General features: G+C 35.4%; 24 protein-coding genes. 15 read left to right on the top strand and 9 right to left on the bottom strand.

Annotated features, from left to right (window positions below):
* The first annotated feature begins 135 nt into the window (after positions 1-135).
* From FJR11_RS11465 to hypB, 9 genes are all read left to right on the top strand, one after another.
* Entirely contained in the window at positions 136-3,375 is a 3,240-nt protein-coding gene (locus tag FJR11_RS11465) for a type ISP restriction/modification enzyme (RefSeq protein ID WP_168503796.1), read from the top strand.
* 119 nt (positions 3,376-3,494) lie between these two features.
* Positions 3,495-4,655, top strand: a complete 1,161-nt coding sequence (locus FJR11_RS11460) for a hypothetical protein (protein WP_168503795.1) — start codon at positions 3,495-3,497, stop codon at positions 4,653-4,655.
* 39 nt (positions 4,656-4,694) lie between these two features.
* Positions 4,695-7,046 carry a carbamoyltransferase HypF gene (gene hypF / locus FJR11_RS11455; RefSeq protein WP_168503794.1) on the top strand — a complete coding sequence of 784 codons (2,352 nt, stop codon included), beginning with the start codon at positions 4,695-4,697 and terminating at the stop codon, positions 7,044-7,046.
* A 58-nt stretch (positions 7,047-7,104) separates the two neighbouring features.
* Positions 7,105-7,353: a HypC/HybG/HupF family hydrogenase formation chaperone gene (locus FJR11_RS11450; protein ID WP_168503793.1), complete on the top strand. Its 249-nt coding sequence runs from the start codon at positions 7,105-7,107 to the stop codon at positions 7,351-7,353.
* Between the two features lie 49 nt (positions 7,354-7,402).
* A complete protein-coding gene (gene hypD / locus FJR11_RS11445) occupies positions 7,403-8,554 on the top strand; it encodes a hydrogenase formation protein HypD (protein ID WP_168503792.1) in 1,152 nt (383 codons plus the stop codon).
* Between the two features lie 24 nt (positions 8,555-8,578).
* Positions 8,579-8,869, top strand: a complete 291-nt coding sequence (locus FJR11_RS11440; RefSeq protein WP_168503791.1) for a tautomerase family protein — start codon at positions 8,579-8,581, stop codon at positions 8,867-8,869.
* A 69-nt stretch (positions 8,870-8,938) separates the two neighbouring features.
* Positions 8,939-10,033 carry a hydrogenase expression/formation protein HypE gene (gene hypE / locus FJR11_RS11435; protein WP_168503790.1) on the top strand — a complete coding sequence of 365 codons (1,095 nt, stop codon included), beginning with the start codon at positions 8,939-8,941 and terminating at the stop codon, positions 10,031-10,033.
* A gap of 52 nt (positions 10,034-10,085) precedes the next feature.
* On the top strand, positions 10,086-10,427 hold the full coding sequence (hypA, locus tag FJR11_RS11430) for a hydrogenase maturation nickel metallochaperone HypA (RefSeq protein ID WP_168503789.1): 342 nt from the start codon (positions 10,086-10,088) through the stop codon (positions 10,425-10,427).
* The gene (gene hypB / locus FJR11_RS11425; RefSeq protein WP_168503788.1) at positions 10,418-11,242 is read left to right on the top strand and encodes a hydrogenase nickel incorporation protein HypB; all 825 of its coding nucleotides are present in this window, start codon (positions 10,418-10,420) and stop codon (positions 11,240-11,242) included. The genes hypA and hypB overlap by 10 nt, the downstream gene beginning before the upstream one ends.
* Before the next feature lie 292 nt (positions 11,243-11,534).
* Here the strand turns inward: hypB and FJR11_RS11420 are convergent, their stop codons facing one another.
* The 7 genes from FJR11_RS11420 to FJR11_RS11390 all read right to left on the bottom strand — a co-directional run bounded on the left by FJR11_RS11420 (position 11,535) and on the right by FJR11_RS11390 (position 15,293).
* Positions 11,535-12,143 (bottom strand): class I SAM-dependent methyltransferase, encoded by a 609-nt coding sequence (locus FJR11_RS11420; RefSeq protein WP_168503787.1) that lies wholly within the window; start codon positions 12,141-12,143, stop codon positions 11,535-11,537.
* A gap of 253 nt (positions 12,144-12,396) precedes the next feature.
* Positions 12,397-12,768 (bottom strand): hypothetical protein, encoded by a 372-nt coding sequence (locus FJR11_RS11415; RefSeq protein ID WP_015079393.1) that lies wholly within the window; start codon positions 12,766-12,768, stop codon positions 12,397-12,399.
* Positions 12,761-13,759: an LLM class flavin-dependent oxidoreductase gene (locus FJR11_RS11410; RefSeq protein WP_168503786.1), complete on the bottom strand. Its 999-nt coding sequence runs from the start codon at positions 13,757-13,759 to the stop codon at positions 12,761-12,763. Before FJR11_RS11410 ends, FJR11_RS11415 begins: the two co-directional genes overlap by 8 nt.
* Before the next feature lie 18 nt (positions 13,760-13,777).
* Positions 13,778-14,113 carry a hypothetical protein gene (locus FJR11_RS11405; RefSeq protein WP_168503785.1) on the bottom strand — a complete coding sequence of 112 codons (336 nt, stop codon included), beginning with the start codon at positions 14,111-14,113 and terminating at the stop codon, positions 13,778-13,780.
* Between the two features lie 136 nt (positions 14,114-14,249).
* Complete coding sequence (locus FJR11_RS11400) at positions 14,250-14,561, bottom strand: hypothetical protein (RefSeq protein ID WP_168503784.1); 312 nt, start codon at positions 14,559-14,561, stop codon at positions 14,250-14,252.
* Positions 14,562-14,563: 2 nt separating this feature from the next.
* Positions 14,564-14,827, bottom strand: a complete 264-nt coding sequence (locus FJR11_RS11395) for a hypothetical protein (RefSeq protein WP_015079389.1) — start codon at positions 14,825-14,827, stop codon at positions 14,564-14,566.
* 37 nt (positions 14,828-14,864) lie between these two features.
* Positions 14,865-15,293, bottom strand: coding sequence for a hypothetical protein (locus FJR11_RS11390; RefSeq protein WP_168503783.1), 429 nt, complete (start codon positions 15,291-15,293; stop codon positions 14,865-14,867).
* Between the two features lie 900 nt (positions 15,294-16,193).
* Here FJR11_RS11390 and cysK point away from each other — a divergent pair.
* The 6 genes from cysK (at position 16,194) to FJR11_RS11360 (ending at position 21,268) form a co-directional block, all read left to right on the top strand.
* The gene (gene cysK / locus FJR11_RS11385; RefSeq protein ID WP_168503782.1) at positions 16,194-17,135 is read left to right on the top strand and encodes a cysteine synthase A; all 942 of its coding nucleotides are present in this window, start codon (positions 16,194-16,196) and stop codon (positions 17,133-17,135) included.
* Between the two features lie 204 nt (positions 17,136-17,339).
* On the top strand, positions 17,340-17,861 hold the full coding sequence (locus tag FJR11_RS11380; RefSeq protein ID WP_168503781.1) for a photosystem I assembly protein Ycf3: 522 nt from the start codon (positions 17,340-17,342) through the stop codon (positions 17,859-17,861).
* Positions 17,862-17,943: 82 nt separating this feature from the next.
* Complete coding sequence (gene gatC / locus FJR11_RS11375) at positions 17,944-18,234, top strand: Asp-tRNA(Asn)/Glu-tRNA(Gln) amidotransferase subunit GatC (protein ID WP_168503780.1); 291 nt, start codon at positions 17,944-17,946, stop codon at positions 18,232-18,234.
* A gap of 260 nt (positions 18,235-18,494) precedes the next feature.
* On the top strand, positions 18,495-18,986 hold the full coding sequence (locus tag FJR11_RS11370; protein ID WP_168503779.1) for an N-acetyltransferase: 492 nt from the start codon (positions 18,495-18,497) through the stop codon (positions 18,984-18,986).
* A 109-nt stretch (positions 18,987-19,095) separates the two neighbouring features.
* On the top strand, positions 19,096-20,199 hold the full coding sequence (locus FJR11_RS11365; protein WP_254444739.1) for a hypothetical protein: 1,104 nt from the start codon (positions 19,096-19,098) through the stop codon (positions 20,197-20,199).
* 4 nt (positions 20,200-20,203) lie between these two features.
* Complete coding sequence (locus FJR11_RS11360) at positions 20,204-21,268, top strand: hypothetical protein (RefSeq protein ID WP_174763006.1); 1,065 nt, start codon at positions 20,204-20,206, stop codon at positions 21,266-21,268.
* A 266-nt stretch (positions 21,269-21,534) separates the two neighbouring features.
* Here FJR11_RS11360 and hpnH read toward each other — a convergent pair whose 3' ends face one another.
* The gene (gene hpnH / locus FJR11_RS11355) at positions 21,535-22,551 is read right to left on the bottom strand and encodes an adenosyl-hopene transferase HpnH (RefSeq protein ID WP_168503778.1); all 1,017 of its coding nucleotides are present in this window, start codon (positions 22,549-22,551) and stop codon (positions 21,535-21,537) included.
* Positions 22,552-22,679: 128 nt separating this feature from the next.
* A complete protein-coding gene (gene hpnA, locus FJR11_RS11350; protein ID WP_168503777.1) occupies positions 22,680-23,660 on the bottom strand; it encodes a hopanoid-associated sugar epimerase in 981 nt (326 codons plus the stop codon).
* Positions 23,661-23,676: the final 16 nt, after the last annotated feature.

Genomic DNA, 23,676 nt, shown 5'->3' with positions numbered 1-23,676 from the left:
TCTTTCTTAACAATCAAAAAAAGATTGATAGATATAATGTTAGGAGAAAGAAGCGGGTAATGGTATCAAATTGATAAAATTTAAAAAATATGTGCCATCCTAGAAGGAGAATTAATAACTAATTTTCCAGGAATTATGTCTACTTTTAATAACTACATTCAAGATTTACAAGAAAATAGCCAACGTAGTGGAGAACGCAGTCATTACCCCAGTCTAAAAAGTCTAATTGAGGGTTTAACGATTGGTGTTAATGCTAGAATTGAAGAGAAAGGGAATCAAGCAGGAATCCCTGATTTAACTATCAGAAAAAATGATCTAATTTTGGGATATATAGAAGCTAAAGATATTAATATTGATTTAAGTAAAATCGAAAATACTGCACAAATCAAACGTTACTTAGAATCAAATATTGGTTATAATTTGATTTTAACTAATTATCTAGAATTTCGTTGGTATGTAGATGGAGAATGTGAGAAAATTGTTAAATTAGCTGATTTAGAACAAGGTGAAATTATTCTGGTTAAGGATTTACAAGCAATAACAGAATTACTGCAATCATTTCTGAATCAAAAAGCCAAAGATATTAATAATTATTATGATTTAGCTAAAGAAATGGCAGCTTATACCAAAACCATTAGAAATGCTATTCAATCATCTTTAGAAATAGAAACAAGTACAGAAGAATTAAATCAATTAAAAGAAACATTTAAAAAATTATTACTTTTAGATATAGATAATGATAAATTTGCGGATATGTACTCCCAAACTATTGCTTATGGGTTATTTACCGCAAAAATTGGTCATGCACAAAACCCTGGAGAATTTACATTTAGTCGGACAACAGCAAGTATTTATATTAGTGATAAAATCCCTTTTTTGAAAGGTTTATTTGATTTAGTTTTAGGAACTGATAGCGTTAGTAAAATTCACAAATCAATTGAAAATTTAATAGATTTATTCAACAACATAGACATGACCAATATTTTAGAAAATTTTGGTCAAGAAACCCGCACAGAAGATCCAGTTATTCACTTTTATGAAACATTTTTAGCTGCTTATCAAGCTTCATTAAGAAAAAGCAGGGGAGTTTATTATACTCCTGAACCTGTGGTTAATTTTATTGTCCGTTCTGTTAATGATCTTTTAGTTAATGAAGAAATTTTTGATTTACAATATGGTTTAGGAAATCGCAAAGTCACAATTCTTGACCCCGCAACCGGAACAGGAACTTTTTTATATGCAGTTATTAAACAAATTCGTGACAATGTCGCTAAATATGGTGTTGACAAATGGAATAGTTTTTTAAGAGATGTAAAACTTTTAAACCGCTTATTTGGGTTTGAATTATTGATGACTCCTTATACTATAGCACATCTAAAATTAGGTTTATTATTAGGAGATTTAGGTTATAAATTTGCACCAGAAGAAAGATTAAAAGTTTATTTAACTAATGCGTTGGAAGAAGGAATAAAACAAGGTGACTTAATTCCTGGTATTACGCAAATTATCGCTGAAGAATCAAGTCAAGCAGCAAAAGTAAAAACAGAAATTTCTGTGACTGTAGTATTAGGAAATCCTCCTTATTCTGTCAGTTCCCAAAATGCTAGTAAACGGAAAAGAATCTTAAATCAAGATGAGAGATATTTAGCTGACGTTGAGTATACTGGTTCAGTTTGGAATCGGATTTATAAAATAGGAAAAGCGGGTAAAACCATTACTGAATTAACTCATATTGGGGAACTTTTAGAATTATATAAAGGTAGGGTCAGACTAGAAGGAGAAAAAAATATTCAACCTTTAGATGATGATTATATTAAATTTATTCGTTTTGCTCAATATCAAATTGAAAATAATGCTCAAGATGCTGGTATTATTGGTTTTATTACTAATCATTCCTATCTCAATGGTTTAATTCATCGAGGTATGAGGGAAGAATTATTAAAGTATTTTGATAAATTATATATCATGGATTTACATGGTAATTCCTTATTAAAAGAAACCACCCCAGAGGGAAATATTGATCAAAATGTTTTTGATATTCAACAAGGTGTAGCGATTTTAATTGCTGTGCGCGAAAAAAGCAAACCTGATTATGGTTCTAGTGCTTATAAATCCAGAGATGGTATAAAGGAAATGGCAAAGGTGTTATATTATGATGTCTGGGGAAGACGTGAGGATAAATATAAGTTTTTAGAATCTGCAAGTTTAAATAATGTTGATTGGATAGAGTTACAACCAACTGAACCCAATTACTTTTTCGCACCAAAAGATTTTGATTTAGCTACTGAATATAATCAGGGATGCTTAATCAGCGATATATTTATAACTAATTCTAGTGGCTTTACCACTCATAGAGATAACTTTGCAATAGATTTTGATAAAGATGTAGTTAAAAAAAGAATAAGTGATTTAATTTCTGAAGATTTATCTAATGGTTATTTGCAAGAATTATATAGTATTCATGATAGTAGAGATTGGAATTTAGCTGAAGCGCGAAAACAAGTTAGAAAAAATCTCAACTGGGAAAATGATTTAATTTCTTGTTTGTATCGTCCTTTTGATAAGCGTTTCTGTTATTTAAGTACAGTAGCAATGGATTTTCCCCGTCCACCATTGAAACAGCATCTAATACAAGATAATCTAAGTTTATTATGTAATCGTCAGCTTTCTATTATAGGGTGGAGACATATTTTTGTTACTGATTTAGTTCCTGAAATCTGTTCTATTTCATCAGCAAGTAGAGAAAGGACTTATGTTTTTCCTCTCTACACATATCCAAATACAGAAAATAAACAAACAAACCTTTTCATAGAAAAAACTCCAAACTTATCTCCAAAATTCTTAGAAACTATCAAAGAAAAATTTGGTAAAATACCCACACCAGAACAAATATTTTACTATGCTTATGCTATATTTCATAGTCCTACCTATCGCACTAGATACGCTGAATTTCTGAAAATAGATTTTCCTCGTCTTCCCTTAACCAGTAATCAAAAACTCTTTCACGAATTAGCTATAAAAGGAGAAGAATTAGTTAATTTACATTTAATGAAATCTGATACACTCAACACCTTAACGACAACATACCAAGCCATAGGAGATAATCTAATTAGCGAAGTTACTTACAATGTAGAATTGCAAAGAGTTTATATAAATAAACAGAATTATTTTACAGATATTCCCCCACATATCTGGGAATTTAAAATTGGTGGATATCAAGTATTAGATAAATGGTTAAAAGATCGAAAAAACGCCAAGCGAGAATTATCTACTGAGGAAATTAACCAGTATCAAAAAATTGTCATTGCTTTAACAGAAACTTTGCGAATAATGCAGGAAATTGATAGAACTATTCCAGATTTTCCGATAATCTAAGTAGGTTGGGTTGACGCAAGGAAACCCAACATTTTCCGAACTTTGTTGGGTTTCGCTATCGCTTAACCCAACCTACAATTTTATTAACTGAACCATAAAATATTAATTCCCTATCTACATTGAAAACCCAAAATATCCCCCATTTACCCCTCTCCCCTCATGGTGCAAAAATAATATTAGGAAACAATATTACACCTGAACAAATAGCCATACCTATTGCACCTACTCCCACAACAATGTTTGGACCCCGTGCAGCTTGTTTATTGTCACCAACGGGACCATTATGGGTAGCAGATACAGGACATCATCGTTTATTAGGTTGGCGAAATTTACCCACAAAAGATCATCAACCGGCTGACTGGGTAATAGGACAACCAGACTTTTTTCATGAAGGACAAAACGCCAAAGGTACACCAGGGAAATCTACATTTAGTGTCCCTACAGGTATTTGTAAATGTGGTAATGGTTTAGCCGTTGCAGATGCTTGGAATCATCGGATTTTAATCTGGTATAATGTTCCCATAGATAGTCATATTCCCGCAGATTTAGTATTAGGACAAACTAACTTTATTGATAATTTACATAACCGAGGAAATCAACAACCTGCGGCAAATACTTTACATTGGCCTTATGGTGTTTTCTCTCATCAAGGTAAGCTATTTGTAGCTGATACTGGCAATCGTCGGTTATTAATTTGGCATCAATTACCCACAGAAAATGGACAACCTGCGGATATAGTTTTGGGACAACCAGATATGATATCTCGTAATGAAAATGGAGGGGGTTCTCCTACGGCTTCCAGTATGCGTTGGTGTCATGATATCACCCTTTGGGAAGATAATTTAGTTGTCACCGATGCAGGTAATAACCGAGTCATGATTTGGTCAGGAATTCCCACAGAAAATAATGCCCCTTGTGCGGTGGTTTTAGGACAAAAAAACTTCAATTTTGTGGAATTAAATCAAGGGGTTTATTTGCCTAGTGCCAGTAGTTTAAGTATGCCTTATGGGGTAGATGTTGCGGGGGATTGGTTAATAGTTGCTGATACTGCTAATTCTCGTTTGCTAGGATGGAAAAAACGAGCATCTATTTTATTATTGCAAGGTGCGGATGCTGATGGTGTGATGGGACAAGATAACTTTACAAATAAGAGTGAAAATCGGAATTTTGGACTACCAACAAGACGAAGTTTGAATTGGTGTTATGGAATTAAGGTTTGTGGGGAAACTGCGGTGGTTGCTGATTCTGGGAATAATCGCGTTTTGATTTGGAAGTTTTAATTATCTCACGCCAAGGCGCAAAGACGCAAAGGAAGAAAAATGCCGCTTGAGGAAATTCGGGTTTGTGGTACTGTGCAAGGTGTGGGTTTTCGTCCTACTGTGTATGGTTTGGCGAAGGTTTTGGGTTTGAAAGGTGATGTTTGTAATGATGGTGAAGGGGTGTTAATTCGTGTTTCTGGTAGTGAGGAAGAAATCACGGAGTTTGTAAATAAAATATATCAAGAATGTCCGCCTTTGGCAAGAATTAATGAGGTGATTAGAAGTCCATATTTGGGGGAGTTTGATTTTGATGATTTTGTGATTTCTCGCAGTGTTAATAGTGTGGTGAAAACGGAAATTTCTCCTGACGCGGCAAGTTGTCCCCAATGTCAAAGGGAGATTTTTGATCCTTTTAGTCGTTATTTTCGTTATCCTTTTACTAATTGTACTGATTGTGGTCCAAGGTTGAGTATTATTCGGGCTATTCCTTACGATAGAAATAACACTAGCATGGTGAATTTTTCAATGTGTAAGGAATGTGAAAAGGAATATCAAGATGTGGAAAATCGTCGGTTTCATGCCCAACCTGTGGCTTGTTTTACCTGTGGACCTCGCGCATGGTTAGAAAGGGCTGACGGTAAACCTGTAATATCTGATATGTTCTCAATGTTGGATGATGTTGATGCTGTTTGTACTTTATTACAAAAGGGTGAAATTGTTGCTATTAAAGGTTTAGGAGGTTTTCATTTAGCTTGTGGTGCAACTTTAGCAAATGCAGTTGCTAAACTCAGAAATCGTAAACAAAGATATCATAAACCGTTGGCTTTAATGGCTAGAGATATTAATATTATTTCTGAATATTGCTATATTAATGATTTAGAAAAAGAATTATTAACCAGTCCAGCAGCACCTATTGTTTTATTAAAAATTAAAGATCATAGTAAATTAGCATCTGCCATAGCCCCAGGACAAAATACCCTGGGTTTCATGCTACCTTATACGCCTTTACATCACTTAATTCTGAGAAGAATGAAAGTACCCATAGTTTTAACTAGTGGGAATATTTCTGATGAACCACAATGTATAGATAATGAAGATGCAAAAGATAAATTATCGAAAATAGCTGATTATTTTCTTTTACATAATCGAGATATTGTTAATAGGGTGGATGATTCCATAGTTAGAGTTATTGATAATCAACTTCAAACCCTCAGACGTGCCAGGGGATATGCACCAGCACCGATTAAATTACCACCTGGATTTGCAAAAATACCGCCAATTTTAGCAATGGGTAGCGAGTTAAAAAATACCTTTTGTTTATTAAGAGAAGGTGAGGCGATTTTATCACAACATTTAGGAGATTTGGAAAATGCGGCTGCTTTCAATGCTTATCAAGAAACATTGAATTTATATCTCAACTTATTTCAACATAAACCAGAAATAATTGCTATTGATAAACATCCAGAATATCTATCATCTAAACTTGGTAAAGAACTAGCAACAGGTAACAAAATTAAATTAGCAGAAATTCAACATCATCACGCCCATATTGCGGCTTGTATGGCAGAAAATCAAATTTCCTTAGATACAAAATCCATTTTAGGAATAGCATTTGATGGTTTAGGGTATGGTGAAGATGGTACAATATGGGGAGGAGAATTTATCTTAGCAGATTATCGAAATTTTCAACGTTTAGCCACATTTAAACCTATGTCCATGATAGGAGGAAAACAGGCAATTTATCAACCTTGGAGAAATACATACTCTCAATTGATTAATGCTTTTACCTGGGAAGAAATTAAAGAAAAATATAGTGATTTAGAAATAATCAAATTCTTGGAACATAAAAACCCTAAATTACTCAATCAAATCATAGAAAAAGGTATTAATTCACCCATAACATCATCAGTAGGGAGATTATTTGATGCAGTTGCAGCCGCAATAGGTATTTGTCGAGAACAATGCAGTTATGAAGGACAAGCAGCCATAGAAATGGAAGCAATAGCTGATATAAATATTTTAAACAATGATAAAGAAACTGTAAATTATTCCTTTAAACTTGAAAAATCAGATAATATCTATTATATAGATACATCTCCAACATGGCGAGAAATACTCAATGATATCAAACAGCAAATTTCACCATCAGAAATAGCTGCGAAATTTCATCAAAGTTTAGCTATTGCCACTGTCAAAATAGTTAAACAATTGAGACAAGAACATCAATTTAATCAAGTAGCATTAACAGGGGGAGTATTTCAAAATCAAATTCTATTACAACAGGTAAAAATGCGATTAGAAAAATTAGAAATTAATGTATTAACTCATAGCATAATTCCTGCAAATGATGGCGGATTATCACTAGGACAAGCCGTAATTGCAGCCGCTAAATACTTAAAAGAAATAACATAAAAACCTCTGTTGTCTCTGCGCCTCTGCGTGAAATAAATCTTAAAAAAGGAAAACTGAAATGTGCTTAGGAATACCCGGACAAATCACAGAAATAACCAACCCAGAACATAAACTAGCTATAGTTAATATTGGAGGAGTCAAACGCCAAATAAACATAGCCTGTATAGTTGACGAACAACACCCTCCAGAAGCTTGTATAGGAGATTGGGTATTAGTCCACGTTGGTTTTGCCATGAACCGAATCAACGAACAAGAAGCCGCAGAAACATTACAGTTACTAGAAGAAATAGCCCAATCTTATACTTAAAAACCTCTCTTCCTTTGCGTCTTTGCGCCTTTGCGTGAGAAATAAAAATATGAAATATGTAAACGAATTTCGTAACCCAGAAAAAGCCCAAGCCTTACAACAAGAAATCAAAAAACTCAGCCAAAAAATAGACAAACATATAAAAATAATGGAAGTATGCGGAGGACATACCCATGCTATTTTCAAATACGGAATCGAAGAAATATTACCCGATAATATTGAATTAATTCATGGTCCGGGTTGTCCAGTTTGCGTAATGCCTAAAGGGAGAATAGATGATGCGATCGCACTCTGCCAAAATCCTAACATAATCTTTACCACATTTGGCGACGCAATGCGCGTACCCGGTGCAAAAACCAGCTTATTGCAAGCCAAAGCCCAAGGTGCGGATATTCGCATGGTTTATTCACCCTTAGATAGCCTAAAAATAGCCAAAGAAAACCCCCATAAAGAAATAGTCTTTTTCGGCTTAGGCTTTGAAACCACCGCCCCCAGCACCGCATTTACCATCCTCCAAGCAGCCGCAGAAAATATTACTAACTTTAGTATGTTTTCTAATCATGTATTAGTAATTCCTGCCTTACAAGCATTATTAGAAAACCCCGATTTACAACTTGATGGTTTTGTCGGTCCCGGTCATGTAAGTATGGTCATAGGCACAGAACCATACGAATTTATTGCCCAAAAATATCATAAACCCATCGTTATTTCTGGCTTTGAACCATTAGATATCTTCCAATCAATTTGGATGTTATTAAAACAAATAGTAGAAAATCGTTGTCAAGTCGAAAATCAATATAATCGCTTAGTAGAACCTAGGGGAAATCAAAACGCCTTAACAGCCATAAATAAAGTGTTTACAGTGCGTGAAAAATTTGCATGGAGAGGTTTAGGAGAAATCCCCAATTCCGGTTTTAAAATTCGCGCAGAATACGCCCAATTTGATGCTGAAGCTAAATTTACAATTCCTAATTTAAAAGTAGCAGATCATAAAGCTTGCCAATGTGGAGAAATTCTTAAAGGAGTTTTAAAACCTTGGCAATGTAAAGTATTTGGAACAGCTTGCACACCGGAAACACCCATAGGAACTTGTATGGTTTCTTCTGAAGGTGCTTGTGCAGCGTATTATAAATATGGGCGACTTTCAACAATGGCTAAAAGAGAAAAATTAGGTGCATCGACCCAACCTCTATCAGTCTAAATTGCACAATTTGAGGAAAATTAGATGGCTTATGTAACCGTCCGCATTGGTAAAAATAATTCCATAGAAAAAAAGAGGAAATTAGTTAAAAATATAACTGATGCCTTATCCTCAGTTATAGACACTAAATCTGAATCAATAATTGTTCATATTGAAGAAATTGAAGGAGAAGATTGGGCAGTTGGTGGAGTTTTGTCTTATGATAAAAACAGCAATAGGCGCGATGAAAGAGACGACCGAGACGACCGAGACGACAGACGCGAAAGAAAAGAAAGGGACGACCGAGACGACCGAGATGATAGAAAAAATAGGTAAATAATTTAAACTGACAGGCAAGATGCCTGTCTTAAAAGAAAACACTTTATCATTAGAAAAAAATTAAAAATGACAATTAACTCTCATCAAAATCTGCTTTTTCAAAAAATAGAAACAGCCCGCCGTCGTCCTTCTCAAATTAAAGATACCCACATTAATTTATCTCATGGTAGTGGTGGTAAAGCCATGAGAGATTTAATAGATAATATCTTTGTTAAAAGTTTTGATAATCCCATTTTATCGCAATTAGAAGACCAAGCCACATTTGATTTAGCTAATCTTTCCCAACATGGCAATAGATTAGCATTTACTACAGATTCCTATGTCGTAGACCCCTTATTTTTTCCTGGTTCAGACATAGGAGAACTCGCTATCAATGGCACAATTAATGATTTAGCAGTGAGTGGGGCAAAACCTTTATATCTCACTTGTAGCATGATTTTAGAAGAAGGTTTACCAATAGAAACATTGCGAAAAGTTGTGGCTAGTATGCAAAAAGCGGCAGCATCAGCAGGAGTGCAAATAGTCACAGGAGACACAAAAGTTGTTAATCGTGGTTGTGCTGATAAACTATTTATTAATACTGCTGGTATTGGCATAATTCCCGCAAACATTGATATCTCTCCTCGCAATATTCAACCGGGAGACGTAGTAATTATTAATGGAGAAATAGGAAATCATGGAACAGCAATATTAATTGCCAGAGGAGAATTAGCATTAGAAACAGATATAGAAAGCGACTGTCAACCATTACATGAATTAGTCGCTGAAATTATCAAAGTTTGCCCACAAATTCACGCTATGAGAGACGCAACTAGAGGAGGTTTAGCCACAGTATTAAATGAATTTGCCCTCACAGCCAACGTAGGAATACGCATAAATGAAAACGCCATTCCCATTAGAGAAGAAGTAAATGGAGTCTGTGAAATACTCGGTTTAGAACCCTTGTATTTAGCCAACGAAGGAAAATTAGTTATAGTTGCACCACCAGAAAAAGCCGATTTAATTTTAGCAACAATGAAAACCCACCCCACAGGAAAACAAGCATCTATCATTGGTGAAATTATTCCCACACCACCAGGAATAGTCCTCTTAAAAACCACCTTCGGTGCAGAAAGAATAATAGATATGCTAGTCGGCGACCAACTCCCAAGAATTTGTTAAACTCCCTCCTCTCTCTGTGCCTCTGCGTCTCTGCGTGAAATAAAAAAAAGCTATGCACGAACTAGGAATCACCCAAAACATCATCGCTATAGTTAGCGAAAATGCCCAAAATAAAAAAGTTCAAAGAGTATTATTAGAAATTGGCGAATTATCAGCTATTATGCCAGATGCCATTAAATTCTGTTTTGATATTTGCGCCCAAGGTACAATAGTTGAAGGGGCAATATTAGAGATTTTAGAAATACCCGGAATGGCTAAATGTCGTCAATGTGGTACAACTTTTAGTATAGATAAACCTTTCGGGATTTGTGAATGTGGTAGTGTGCAATTAGATATCATAGCTGGTGAAGAATTAAAAATCAAAGAAATTGAAGTGGAGGAATTATGTGTGTAACTTGCGGCTGTGCTGACGATAATCAAACGACAATTACAAACATGGACAATGAACATCATCATACTCATACTTTAGCAGATGGGACTGTAATTACTCATACTCATCACCATGAAGAACTACCCCAAATTCATGCTAAAATTCATAATACAACGATATCTTTAGAACAAGAAATTTTAGGTAAAAATAACTTATTAGCTGCCCAAAATCGCGGCTGGTTTAAAGGTCGAAATATTCTGGCTTTGAATTTAATGAGTTCTCCCGGTGCGGGAAAAACTACATTATTAACTCGCACTATTAATGATTTAAAAGATAAATTAACTATTAGTGTGATTGAAGGTGATCAAGAAACTACTAATGATGCGGAAAAGATTAAACAAACAGGCTGTAAAGTCGTGCAAATTAACACGGGTACAGGCTGTCATTTAGACGCATCAATGATAGAAAGGGGTTTGCAGGAACTTAACCCACCTTTAAATTCTGTGGTGATGATTGAAAATGTCGGAAATTTGGTTTGTCCGGCTTTGTTTGACTTGGGAGAAGCTGCTAAGGTTGTAATTTTATCAGTGACGGAAGGGGAAGATAAACCAATTAAATATCCTCATATTTTCCGCAATAGTGAAATTATGATTCTCACGAAAGTTGATTTACTTCCCTATTTACAATTTGATGTTCAACGTTGTATTGAATATGCAAAACAGGTAAATCCCAAAATCCAAGTTTTCCAAGTTTCTGCTACTACTGGGGAAGGGTTGGTAGGTTTATATCATTGGTTATCTCAACAGGTGAATAATTCAACTAATTTAATTTCTCTATAAATCAATGTGCTTTGTGTTGAGTATAATATTTTTTTTACTAACCGCAGAGGCGCAGAGGACGCAGAGAGAATAAAAAATGCTTATACCCGCATTTCTCACAAACAATGTGATCGCAATCTATATAATCCTTATAGAGAAACTGTTTCAGGCATTTTTCACCGGGTTGATTTTTGATGCAGTCTGAAAACCCAGAATCCATATTTTATAAGGGTTTGAGGATTTTGGTGAGAAATCCGGGTTATATTGCACTATTTTCGTGGGGTGGGCATTGCCCACTCTCATAAAATTAGCTTTATTTCTGAAAAACCGTTAATAATACAAAACCTAATAAATCATAGTGGCCTAAACAATTTAAACCAGCATTATTACCCATTTCTTCTCTTTGTTTTTGGCTATAAAACTTAATTCCTGTATGAGAATGGGGCGTAATTTGACATGGTGATGAGTTATTAAAGGTGATGTCTACTAAATAGAATTTACCACCGGGAGAAAGTACCCTGGCTACCTCATTTAAAACCTGTTCTGGTTGGGGATAATGTAAGAAACTAATAGTATTAAAAACCGCATCAAATTGTCCCTCAGCAAAGGGGAGATTTTCCGCATTACCTTCAAGATAAATTAATCGGGGACGGTGACGGTTATTTTGTCTCGCTATCCGCAACATTTGGGTAGATAAATCTAAACCTGTAGCTGTAATTTCTGGAAAATGAGTTGCTAATCTATCTAATAAGCGTCCAGTCCCACAACCTAAATCTAGAACATTTGCATGAGGTGATAATTCAACTTTTGTGAGTAATCTTTGATGAATTGCTTGGTAAATAAATGAAGGAAATGCCCAATCATAACTATTTGCCCAACGGTCAAATAATTCTTTTTTATTATTGACAAAGTTACTAATCATGTCCGATATATTTTTGTATTTACTTTATTATAACAAGATAGAAGGCGTTGCTGATAGCCTGCGTGGCGAAGCCATATTGAGGTATGAAATTCCCAAATTGAACCTTTAAAACTCTTACCTTTGCGCCTTTGCGCCTTTGCGTGAGACTAAAATTCATACCCTTAATAAGCAACGCCAGATAGAAGATAGATACCCGACTACTTAAAGAAGTTGGGTATCTGGTGATTTTAGTGATTAAAATATAATTTAGGATTTACAACCAATCTCGATAGGCTGAAATTTCGGTTACTCCAATTTCAAAAGGTGATCCTTTGCCAAAGGGAGGATAAACGCGAATTTTGGCATTTTTAGTAAATCTTTCCAGTCTATTTCCCAATTGGGGAATATTGCTGACTATATGCCAATAAGCAACTATATCGGGACAGTCTACAATTAACATCAAAGTAGTGTTATTTGTAGTCATGTACCACTGACAATTAGATAGTAATACTTGAGTAATGCGATCGCACGCATAGAAAAAGCATCTACCAATAGACTGTTCTAACTCCAAATGAAGAATTCCATCCTCTTTTGTTACCTTAGTAGGAGGTAAATCATCGGGAGGAAGTAAAGAAAGTTTAGACATAATTCCGCACCTCTTGATTGTAGCGTTGCAAACTTTCTCGATTTTTTTGCAAAGAAAAAGATGAGGGTTTTAACGCTAGTGTGCTGAGATCTAATTCGTCCTGAAATTTCTTGATTTTGTCACGACAACCGTTAACATCACCGATAATTGAATTCTCAATCAAATAGTCTTCATCAAAACAAATATTTGTCCGATCAAATGCTGGTTGTTGAGGACTTTTCTGCATTACTTGAGTCGAGTTAGCTGTCATTTCTTTACTGAAGTGGCGAATAAAAGGCAATGCTTCATTTACCGCTTCATCATGAGTTTTACCTACAAAAAAGAACCGGGCTAACAGGAACTTATCAGCACCACTGGAATTAAATTCCCGATATTTATTGACTGTCTTCTTCAGTCTTTCTAAAGAAAAAGGTGGACCACCCATGATTCCAAAGGAATTTTTAGCAGCAAATTCAATTGCTTCATCATCACCCGTAGCAACATATATGGGAATTGGTTTTTGCAATGGTTGGGGATGAATTGTGAGATTTTCACATTGATAATATTCGCCATTAAATGATACGTCAGTTTCATATAAAAGCTTTTGAATCAATGCTACTGACTCTAACATTCTGGTACGAGATTCCTGAGTTGTCACCCCAAAATGTTTATTTTGCTGCGGAAATGGTCCACCTTTAGCAACTCCAAAAGCCAGCCTCCCACTACAAAGATTGTCCAAAGTAGCAATATCTTCAGCTACGCGAATTGGTTGGTGAAATGGCAATAACACAGCCGCAGTTCCTAGACGAATTTGCGAAGTCACACCTGCTAAATGCGCCAATAACAACAGAATTGAAGAACTAAGATTGAACTCATTAAAATGATGTTCTGTTACCCAAGCTTCTTCAAAACCTAAACTTTCAGCCTCTTTTACCAATAAAACTTGCTCAAAGATAGTCCGTCTAGCATCTTGGTGATGATTTTCGTAATTGCAGAAAAGTCCTGTTTTCATTGTTGACCAAATATTAGATTAGGCTGCCATTAATTGCAACTCCAACCATAATCGAGGTTCAGACTGTTTTAACTTCGACATAGGGTCACGTAGCAATCGTTTAGCATTGAGACAAACTACTTGAATTAAACCCATATTTTCGGCTAAGTCTCTGAGGATTTCTTTTTTGGCTTGAATACAGGGCATTATGTCTTCTCGACAATAAATTCCTATATATCGAAACCGTTTTGCAGGTCGTCCCCAAAAGCAAGTGATAACTTTCACATGACAGCCTTCTAAGAGTTCTCCCACGGCTGGATAATAGTCATTTACGACTCTAATAAATTCTTGGGCTAGGATGTCTTCAGTAATCATTTGACTGATTCTTCTGTAGCTTCCATAACTCTATTTAGTATAACATATAATTGTCATTTAAACCTGACAAAATTAATAATAAAATACCAGATCCCCGACTTCTTTAAGAAGTCGGGGATCTAAAGATTTCAAGTTTTTATCGAGAATTACGTTCTGCTACTAAAACATCAGCAATAATATCTGGTAGACTTTTCAAATCGGTATATCCTTCTGCACCAGAAATTGGCGAAATAAAAGTATAGTTAGGGTCACAGACTCCTGTGTCATAAACCTGCATAAACCATCTATCAGGTAATCCCTCTACACCCAATTCTACAATGTACCAACTCTCACCCATTAATCGAGAATTGCACACTGTAAACCAATCTCTATAGTCATCAGCAATATTCCAATCTGCCAAAAGAAATTCTAATGATATTTTTCCAGCATCAGTTGAAGTCAATAGCATTATTACTCCTGAGTGACAACTTGATTAGAAACTTCAGGATATAAACCTAATTCCTTTGCTAATTGTTTAGCAACAAAAAATAGAAATTGCGCTCCATCTTGATTACCTTGATGGGCAAACATTGTGGCTACTTGTAACATTGCTTGAACTAAACCAGAATCAATTAATTCCGGTTGTGCTTCCAAAACTTCTGGTTCTTGACCATTAGGACATTGGAGAAGTTCATCAATTAAATTAAAATACTGTGTTTGGCGTTCGTCTGTCATGATAATTTAGTTTATGGTGAATGATTAATTTGCAAAATTACTGTTCGATGCTTTGTTGCCACATTCTTTCCAACATGGCAATATGTTCTTTTAATACAGCAGCCCGGTAGACAAGATACCTGTCATAAGCGATAATTCCTACACCAATACAAATCGGTGTCACTAAAAATAACCATTGCAAAATTGTCGCTAATTTATATTTTTTTGCCGCAATTTTTAGTTGATGTAGAAAATTATTGTCAGATAATTTAACCTTGACTAAAGATGGCTGAGTATTGATAATCTGTGTTTGGGGAACTAATTGAGGAGATGCTATCTTTATTTTCGGCAATTCACAGGATAAATTCTGTGTTTTAACGAACTCTCTATGTTGTCCCCAAACTATAGCAAATACTACTACCCCTGGAGAAATCAATGCTAAAGTTACCAAACTTACGGTCAGCACATTTAAAAGTTTGACTTTCATATTTATTCTCCATTGCCAGGTATAGATTACCTAGATAGAAATAAAATTTCTATTAGATTGATTTTTGCACCTTTTTGTTATTCAAAATATGCTTATCAAAATCTACTCAAAAACAAAATTATGTCCTTTCCGTATGGAGTAATACAGATAGTATTTAGATAAATCTTGAGAGATATAGGAGTTAAGAAGTCCCCCCTGATTCGTCAGACTTTCATCTTAGGAACTTCGGGGGGTAGAGGGGAATCTCTGCGTAAATCCTATATCGTTTATATCAGTTGCCTTTCTAGTCCCAGCTTTAAGCGATGCCAATTAATATTATTAAGATGATTACGACAATACTCACAGCCTGTAATCCTGACTGTGCAAGCATATAAAAAAATATTTGGTGTAGGGGTGCTAGTATTTTTTGAGTGGGGTACTAGCATTTTTGAGGGAGGGGACGGGGGATTTTGTACTCAAACTCAAACTAAGATGGGCTATTGGTTTGAGATATTTTGAAAGTAAGATTCACAAGTACAAACTGTACTCAAATCACAGGATCTCATGACAAGGCTAGACCTAAGATATCTTGAATAACTCAGAAACAAAATTAAGATATTCTAAGGAAATTAGAATAGTATTGTTTTCAACAATCAATACCTTCACCATTTTTGTAGGTTGGGTTAAGCGACAGCGCAACCCAACATTGGCGGTAAGATAGTAAGAGTTGTTGGGTTTCCTTGCGTCAACCCAACCTACGAATCAAGACTTTTTTCAATTTGGCGAAGGTATTAACAATTGGTAAAATTTTGTGCTGGCAATAGACAGAGATTGTGGTAGAATAGCTATGGCTGATATAAAAATTAATCAGATAAATACGTAACCAAAATAGATTAATATATAAATTTTAGGAGTGAATAAATGCGAATTGCTAAAGACGTAACAGAACTTATTGGGAAAACTCCATTAATTCAGTTAAATAAAATTCCCCAAGCCGAGGGAGTGGTAGCTAGAATAGTTGTCAAATTAGAAAGCATGAATCCTGCGGCCTCTGTAAAAGATAGAATTGGCGTAAGCATGATTCTTTCCGCTGAAGCCGAAGGTTTAATTTCACCGGGTAAAACCATTTTAGTCGAACCCACATCTGGTAATACAGGTATCGCCTTAGCAATGGTAGCAGCCGCCCGTGGCTATCAATTAATTTTAACCATGCCGGAAACCATGAGCCAAGAAAGACGCGCCATGTTGCGGGCTTATGGTGCTAGTTTGGAATTAACACCCGGTACTCAAGGAATGCGGGGAGCAATTAACAAAGCGGAGGAAATTGTTGCCAATACTCCCAATGCTTTTATGTTGCAGCAATTTGCTAACTCAGCCAATCCAAAAATTCACCGAGAAACCACCGCTGAGGAAATTTGGGAAGATACTGACGGAGAAGTTGATATCTTAATTTCTGGGGTCGGAACTGGCGGCACAATTACTGGTATTGCTGAGGTCATTAAAGAACGGAAACCGAGTTTTCAAGTAATTGCCGTAGAACCTAGTAATAGTCCGATTCTATCGGGTGGTAAGGCAGGTTCTCACAAAATTCAAGGTATTGGTGCGGGGTTTATTCCTGATGTTTTGCGTCAAGACTTAATTGATGAAGTAGTACAAGTTGAAGACGCAGCCGCAATGGAATATGGACGGAGATTAGCTAGAGAAGAAGGGTTATTATCAGGAATATCTTCAGGTGCGGCTTTAGCTGCTGCTATTGAAGTCGGTAAACGCCCAGAAAATGCTGGTAAATTAATAGTAATGATTCAACCTTCTTTTGGTGAACGCTATTTAAGTACCGCCATGTTTCAAGATTTGATGAGTTAATTAATTAACCCAAATTTTGAATGTGGATATTCCATTCCATAGGATTTTAATAGTGCTTTTGGGATTTTCCTAAAAGCTTGGTGTGATACTGCCACTGTTACCGATGCAGGTGATAGTGCTATCGTTATTTTATCCGGTAACATCCGGGTTAAATATCGCGTAAATGTATCATCCTGCTTCATTTGAGCAACCATAGAGGCGAATATGCCAAGAACACAGAAAAACGATAACTTTGTTGACAAATCCTTTACCGTAATGGCGGATATCATTCTCAAGATATTGCCAACCAACCGAAAAGCTAAAGAAGCATTTGTTTACTACCGAGATGGGATGTCCGCACAGGCAGAAGGTGAATATGCCGAAGCCCTAGATTACTATGTAGAAGCCCTGGAAATGGAAGAAGACTCCAATGATCGGAGTTATATTCTCTATAATATGGGCTTAATTTATGCCAGTAATGGTGATCATAATAAGGCTTTAGAGTATTATCATCAAGCCATTGAGTTAAATCCCCAATTACCCCAAGCCTTGAATAATATTGCGGTAATATATCATTTTCAAGGTGAGAAGGCTAAGGAAGCCGGAGATCATGATGGTGGTGAAGCATTATTTGATCAAGCATCGGATTATTGGATTAGAGCAATTCGCATGGCTCCCAATAATTATATTGAAGCTCAAAACTGGATCAAAACCACCGGGCGATCGCAAATTGACGTATTCTTTTAAATTAATCATTTGTCGGTTGTACAATTTTGCCTAACAACTGACAAATGACAACTAACAACTGACAACTGACAACTGACAAATTATGATTGATAGTGAACAAGTTCGTAAAGTTGCTAATCTCGCTCGTTTAGAATTGACAGCAGATGAAGAAGTACAATTTACTACTCAATTGGGTAGTATTCTGGATTATATAGAACAACTAAATCAACTGGATGTCACCAATGTAATACCGACAACCAGAGCTATTGATGTTAGCAATGTCACCAGAGAAGATATTCTTCAACCCTGCCCTGACAGAGAAGCAATCCTCAGCAGTGCGCCTCAACAGGAAGGTGATTTTTTCCGAGTTCCCAAAATTCTTAATGCTGATTAGCTAGGAACTGATTGAAGATATAGGAAATATAGGCAAGAATTTTTTCTTTCTCCTCAACTCCTGCAATATCACTACAAAAGAGTAGAGACGCTCCGAGGAACGTCTCTACATCCCCGTAGGGACAGGGGATTAGGGGATTAGGTTTTTGGGTATGAGTTCAATATAGCAGATGATTTTTTATTTGCCAAGTATTTTGGCAACTATTTTCCGCATACTGGTGTCAAAAAACGAGGCGTATTTTTTGGAAACGGAGGAGAAAAATGAAAAAGCCAAATATTACAATTAGAAAAGCCACCATAAATGATCATCAAGGCGTGATTAAGTACGCTATCAAACTTGTTCATCAACATCAAAATTTTAATCCCTTGAGGTTTGTTGAATTTGCCAATCATGAACAACAGCTTTTTGATTTTTTTGCCGAAGAGATTGTTAATCCCCAAGCAGTTGTTTTGGTTGTCGAAGTCGAAAATGAAATTGTTGGTTACTCATTTACACGGTTAGAAGAAAGCAGTTTGGTTGATATTGCACCAGCTTCAGCATGGCTTCATGACATTTATATTGATGAATCGGTGCGGGGATGGGGAGCAGGAAAATTGCTGTTAGATGCTTCTATAGATGCCGCAAAACAGTTAGGTTCACAAATATTGATCCTTCAAGTTGCAGCACAAAACGAATTTGCTAAAAAGCTATTTGAAGATAATGGATTTAGTGTGGCAACTTACGAGATGATGATGGATTTAAATGCAGGATGAAATAAAGTTAGAGATTTTATGAGAGCATTAGGAATAAAAGTAACTATAACAAGTGATGGTAAGTTGTAAGTCAATAAACTGGTAAGATATAATTTGAGTACCACAAAATATGGATTTATCTATGAAATTCAAAATAATTGATATTCAAGAAGATACAAATCTTAATTGCTACTCTGTTCTTACAGTAGTTAGCATTCCTGATTTTATAGAATTTGTTAAACCTATTCATGAAGAAAAAGGCAACCTTGATGAGCAGAGAGAAGTTTTGCAAACTAGGTCTGCTAAAATTATTCGTAATCAAATGCTGGAAGATTTGAAAGAGGGTGGAATACTACCTCCTATAGTATTAGGAATTATTTGTTATGAAGATATAGATCAACATAATTTTTTTAATTTAATTCAAAATAAACAAAAAATTAGTATTTTAGATGGAATGCAAAGAATACAAGCCTTAAAAGATGCTATGCTTCAAAAAGAAATTGCTCAGAATTTGAGGGTTGAGTTTTGGTTTGCTCCAGATGAAGATGCTTTATTATATAGAATGTTGGTACTCAATTCTGGTCAAATTCCTTGGGGAATTGATAAACAATTAGAAGTAGTTTTTAAACCGATTGTGCAGAATTTAAAATATCGTATTCCCTATTTAGAGAATTTAATTTCTGAAAAAATATATAAACAGTCAGAAATTGTCGAGTTATTTTTGGCATTTACTTCTAGAAAAGTCAGAATTAACAAAAAACAACAATTAGCTGAATATCATGCAGCTTTAGATATTATGAGTTTAATTAGGGAGAAATCAGTACACACTATTGGTAAATTTGAAGAAATATTTATATTGATGACTGAAATTGACCAATTACTTGAAGGAATTGAAGACCGCTATGTTTTTAATAATCAAACTGCAAGAGTTGGTTTTATGGTAGCTTGTGCCGAAAAAACCTTTGGTTTATTAGGAAGTAATCTTGAAAAAGACTATTCACAAATAGAGAGTAATTTTCACGATATACGATTAAAACTACATAGACTTAAATCTCAGATAGTTTGTCAGAGTCTTGAGCAAAACTATAACTTTCTTGCCTTGGATATTTTAAAAGAAAACTTACGTTCTATTCCCAAAGAAAAACATAGACAAGCTTTTTTAGATGGGTTTAAAGTGATCTTTTCTGAACCTGAAATTGACTCTTTTGCTGTTTGTTGGAATAAAATGTACTAAAACTATGAGCAGAAATATTATAATATCAATCAAAAGAGTCGTAGAAAAAATATCAAATGTTATTGATACAAAGGAAACTTATACTATTCATGGTGATTCAACTTGTATGGACTGGTTGAAATTTCTAAATATTGATAATATAATACGGTTATTTCCTAATTTTTATAGTGCTTGGCTGACTTATCGAAATTTTCATTATTTAGTATTAATCAATCATGAATTTTCATCTCAATTTCCCAGTTTTTTGCAAGAAGAAACTCTTAATTCGGGTGCTTGGATAGTCATTATTGATGAATTAGACTTATCTATTAAAAAAGATGCGGATATATCAATATTAGAAGAAATTTTGGATAACGAATGGGAAACTAAGAAAACTAGAAATGGAGAAGAACTTAAATCAGTCAATATTGAGGAAGAAATTAATGGATATACGCTAAAAGATTTCTTTCCAAGAATTGCTTTATATAAAATAATTGACAGATTTACTCAAAAAGAAGAATTAAATCAAATGACAGGCATTGCTTTAACCGAAAACAATAGTTATTGTTTGCTACCATATAGTGTGGAACTATTGCAAGAGTTTAAAAGTACCTTTGAAAATGGGAATAAATATATTCCTTTTGAAAATATTTTAGCGAGTTATGTAGCCTCTGATTTTAAATTTGCTTATTTGGATTTGTATAGGTGCATAGAAGGATTACAACCTCTCTATTTTTTAAAAGATTTTTATGATAAATTGGGCTTTAAATATGATAAATTGACATTGACAGGCAAATCTGTCCAAGATTTCTATAGTGATTTTTATGAAACTACGAAATTAGAACCTAAATTAGAAGATTCTTTAAAAAAGCTACTGGACTCAATAAATATAAATTATCAATATGCTGATAAACAAAATTATAGTCCTAGTAAGTATTTGTGTAACCTCAGAAATCAAATTGTTCATTTGCGTCCAAAGCAAACTAATAATTTAATACCTAAATCAATTGATAATTGGAATCTTTTAATATTTGATATGCTAACAATAGTTCAAGAACTTTATCAAGCTAATCAAGACTTATTAACTTGATTAGGAAATCAGTATTTTACTTTATTCTTGATTAACTAAAAAATCAGAATCAAGAATTTGAGAAATACTATAGGAATTTTCAGAAGGAAAAAATGATTAATCTGACAATTATTTTATCCTGATATGGCTACGCCACGCTTCGCTATCAGATATTTTTACCATCAGAATCAGGAATTTCTAGATTTGAAGATTAATAAGATTAAATACCACTTAACTACTATTTAATCCTGTACATCCTTTAATCCTGAGTATCCTGATTCAGACGATTACTTCCCAAACACAGTAGTTAGAGAACGAGCAATATTTTTCGGCTGCATAGCATCCATTGCTGCTGTTGGTTCATAACCACAATGAACCATACAATCAGCACATTTAGGATTACCACTAGCGCCGCCATATTGACTCCAATCAGTCTTATCCAACAACTCTTTGAAGGTTGCATAGTAACCCTCATTCAACAGATAGCAAGGTTTTTGCCAGCCGAGAACACTGTAACTAGGACTACCCCAAGGAGTGCATTCATAGTCTTTCTCACCAATGAGAAAATCTAAGAATAAAGGATTGTGATTAAAGTTCCAATTCTTCTTACCAGATGTGTAAGGTGAGAGAATTTCTCTAAATAAAGCGCGGGTTTGTTCTTTTTGCAGAAAATGATCTTGATCTGGGGCCCATTCGTAACTATAACCAGGAGAAATCATCATCCCGTCAGTACCCAAGGTTTCCAGAAAATCAAAAAATCCCTGCATTTCTTGAATATCACAACCTTCAAAAATAGTAGTGTTAGTAGCGACACGAAAACCCTTAGCTTTAGCTGCGCGAATTGCTTGAACAGCAGTATCAAAAACGCCTTTTCTGTCTACACATTTATCATGCCATTCTCGCATTCCATCTAAATGGACGCTAAAAGTTAGATAGGGAGAAGGTTTAAACTTATCAAGACTCTTTTCTAGTAATAAACCATTAGTACACAAGTAAATATATTTCTTGCGTTTAATTAAACCCTCAACAATTTCACCTATTTGGGGATGTAATAAAGGTTCTCCACCAGGAATAGAAACAACTGGTGCGCCGCATTCTTCCACCGCCGCAAAACACTGTTCTGGGGTAAGATTTTGCTTGAGTATTTCCACTGGATGCTGGATTTTACCGCAACCAGTACAAGCTAAATTACACCGAAACAGCGGTTCTAACATCAAGACCAGGGGAAAGCGTTTCCGTCCTAATAGACGTTGAGTTACTAGATACTTACCAATATCAATTGCTTGTTGTAAATTAATTGCCATGAAACTAACACTCCTCGATTAATTACACCACTTACTTAAAGACCTAACCCCCAACCCCCTTCCCTAAGATGGAAGGGGGCTTATTTCCCCTCTCCTTGTAGGAGAGGGGTTAGGGGAGAGGTTTTTCATTAGACATAACCATTAGACACAAACCAATCTACAGCATCCTTGAGGGCTATATTCAGAGGGGACTGAGGTAAACCTAATTCGCGGATAGCCTTAGAAGCATCATAATACATTGGTTGCTGTGCCATGCGGACACCATCTATGGGAACGGTGGGGGTTTTTCCTAGAGGTGCAAGAATTTTTTCATCTACCCAAGCTACAGTTAGGGGTATCCAAGCTGGTATAGATGTTTGCGGTGCGGGTAAATTGGTGATGTGGGAAAGTTGTTCTAGAAGTTGTTTGAGACTAAGATTTTGATTACCGAGAATATAGCGATCGCCTGACTGGCCTTTTTGTAATCCTAATAAATGTCCCCAAGCTACATCTCGCACATCAATAAAATTTAACCCCGTATCCACATAAGCTGGCATTTGTCGCCGCAAAAACCGCAGAATAATGTCCCCTGTGGGTGTCGGTTTAATATCTAAGGGACCAATGGGACTACTAGGATTAACAATCACAATATCCTGTCCTTTTTTTGCAGCTTCTATTGCAACTTGTTCAGCCAAAAATTTAGATTTTTTGTAGTCTCCTACTAATTTTGCTACCGGACTTTGATGGGTTTCATTCACAATTTCCCCTGATTTACCGACACCAATAGCAGCAACAGAACTGGTATAAACTGTCCTTTCAATTCCCGCTTTTTCAGCCGCTGCTAAAATATTGCGCGTACCTTCCACATTATCAAGATAAAGCAATTCTCGGTCTTTTTGCCACAGAGAATAATGGGCAGCAACATGAAACAAATATTGACAACCCTGCATCTGTTCCCAGATATTTGGGTTATTTAAATCGCCTTTAACAATATCTACAGCCAAACCCTGTAAATTTCCCAGGTTACTACTAGAACGGACTAAAGCTGTAACTTTGTAGCCTTCCTGTAGCAGCAACCGCACGACATGAGAACCAATAAACCCCGTACCACCAGTGACAAAAGCCCGCATTCAATTACCCCTTATT

The organism is Anabaena sp. UHCC 0187 (assembly GCF_009712035.1).
Taxonomy (GTDB): Bacteria; Cyanobacteriota; Cyanobacteriia; order Cyanobacteriales; family Nostocaceae; genus Dolichospermum.
This window is presented reverse-complemented; position numbering and strand designations above follow the sequence as displayed.

Excerpts from the sequence above, each read along its gene's own strand:
- FJR11_RS11450 (WP_168503793.1), top strand. The coding sequence starts at position 7,105 with ATGTGCTTAGGAATACCCGGACAAATCACAGAAATAACCAACCCAGAA.
- gatC (WP_168503780.1), top strand. The coding sequence starts at position 17,944 with ATGATTGATAGTGAACAAGTTCGTAAAGTTGCTAATCTCGCTCGTTTA.
- hypF (WP_168503794.1), top strand. The coding sequence starts at position 4,695 with ATGCCGCTTGAGGAAATTCGGGTTTGTGGTACTGTGCAAGGTGTGGGT.
- cysK (WP_168503782.1), top strand. The coding sequence starts at position 16,194 with ATGCGAATTGCTAAAGACGTAACAGAACTTATTGGGAAAACTCCATTA.
- FJR11_RS11440 (WP_168503791.1), top strand. The coding sequence starts at position 8,579 with ATGGCTTATGTAACCGTCCGCATTGGTAAAAATAATTCCATAGAAAAA.
- FJR11_RS11360 (WP_174763006.1), top strand. The coding sequence starts at position 20,204 with ATGAGCAGAAATATTATAATATCAATCAAAAGAGTCGTAGAAAAAATA.
- FJR11_RS11380 (WP_168503781.1), top strand. The coding sequence starts at position 17,340 with ATGCCAAGAACACAGAAAAACGATAACTTTGTTGACAAATCCTTTACC.
- hypE (WP_168503790.1), top strand. The coding sequence starts at position 8,939 with ATGACAATTAACTCTCATCAAAATCTGCTTTTTCAAAAAATAGAAACA.
- hpnH (WP_168503778.1), bottom strand. The coding sequence starts at position 22,551 with ATGGCAATTAATTTACAACAAGCAATTGATATTGGTAAGTATCTAGTA.
- hypD (WP_168503792.1), top strand. The coding sequence starts at position 7,403 with ATGAAATATGTAAACGAATTTCGTAACCCAGAAAAAGCCCAAGCCTTA.
- FJR11_RS11410 (WP_168503786.1), bottom strand. The coding sequence starts at position 13,759 with ATGAAAACAGGACTTTTCTGCAATTACGAAAATCATCACCAAGATGCT.
- FJR11_RS11420 (WP_168503787.1), bottom strand. The coding sequence starts at position 12,143 with ATGATTAGTAACTTTGTCAATAATAAAAAAGAATTATTTGACCGTTGG.
- FJR11_RS11405 (WP_168503785.1), bottom strand. The coding sequence starts at position 14,113 with ATGATTACTGAAGACATCCTAGCCCAAGAATTTATTAGAGTCGTAAAT.
- FJR11_RS11365 (WP_254444739.1), top strand. The coding sequence starts at position 19,096 with ATGGATTTATCTATGAAATTCAAAATAATTGATATTCAAGAAGATACA.
- FJR11_RS11415 (WP_015079393.1), bottom strand. The coding sequence starts at position 12,768 with ATGTCTAAACTTTCTTTACTTCCTCCCGATGATTTACCTCCTACTAAG.
- hpnA (WP_168503777.1), bottom strand. The coding sequence starts at position 23,660 with ATGCGGGCTTTTGTCACTGGTGGTACGGGGTTTATTGGTTCTCATGTC.
- hypB (WP_168503788.1), top strand. The coding sequence starts at position 10,418 with ATGTGTGTAACTTGCGGCTGTGCTGACGATAATCAAACGACAATTACA.
- FJR11_RS11400 (WP_168503784.1), bottom strand. The coding sequence starts at position 14,561 with ATGCTATTGACTTCAACTGATGCTGGAAAAATATCATTAGAATTTCTT.
- hypA (WP_168503789.1), top strand. The coding sequence starts at position 10,086 with ATGCACGAACTAGGAATCACCCAAAACATCATCGCTATAGTTAGCGAA.
- FJR11_RS11465 (WP_168503796.1), top strand. The coding sequence starts at position 136 with ATGTCTACTTTTAATAACTACATTCAAGATTTACAAGAAAATAGCCAA.
- FJR11_RS11395 (WP_015079389.1), bottom strand. The coding sequence starts at position 14,827 with ATGACAGACGAACGCCAAACACAGTATTTTAATTTAATTGATGAACTT.
- FJR11_RS11390 (WP_168503783.1), bottom strand. The coding sequence starts at position 15,293 with ATGAAAGTCAAACTTTTAAATGTGCTGACCGTAAGTTTGGTAACTTTA.
- FJR11_RS11370 (WP_168503779.1), top strand. The coding sequence starts at position 18,495 with ATGAAAAAGCCAAATATTACAATTAGAAAAGCCACCATAAATGATCAT.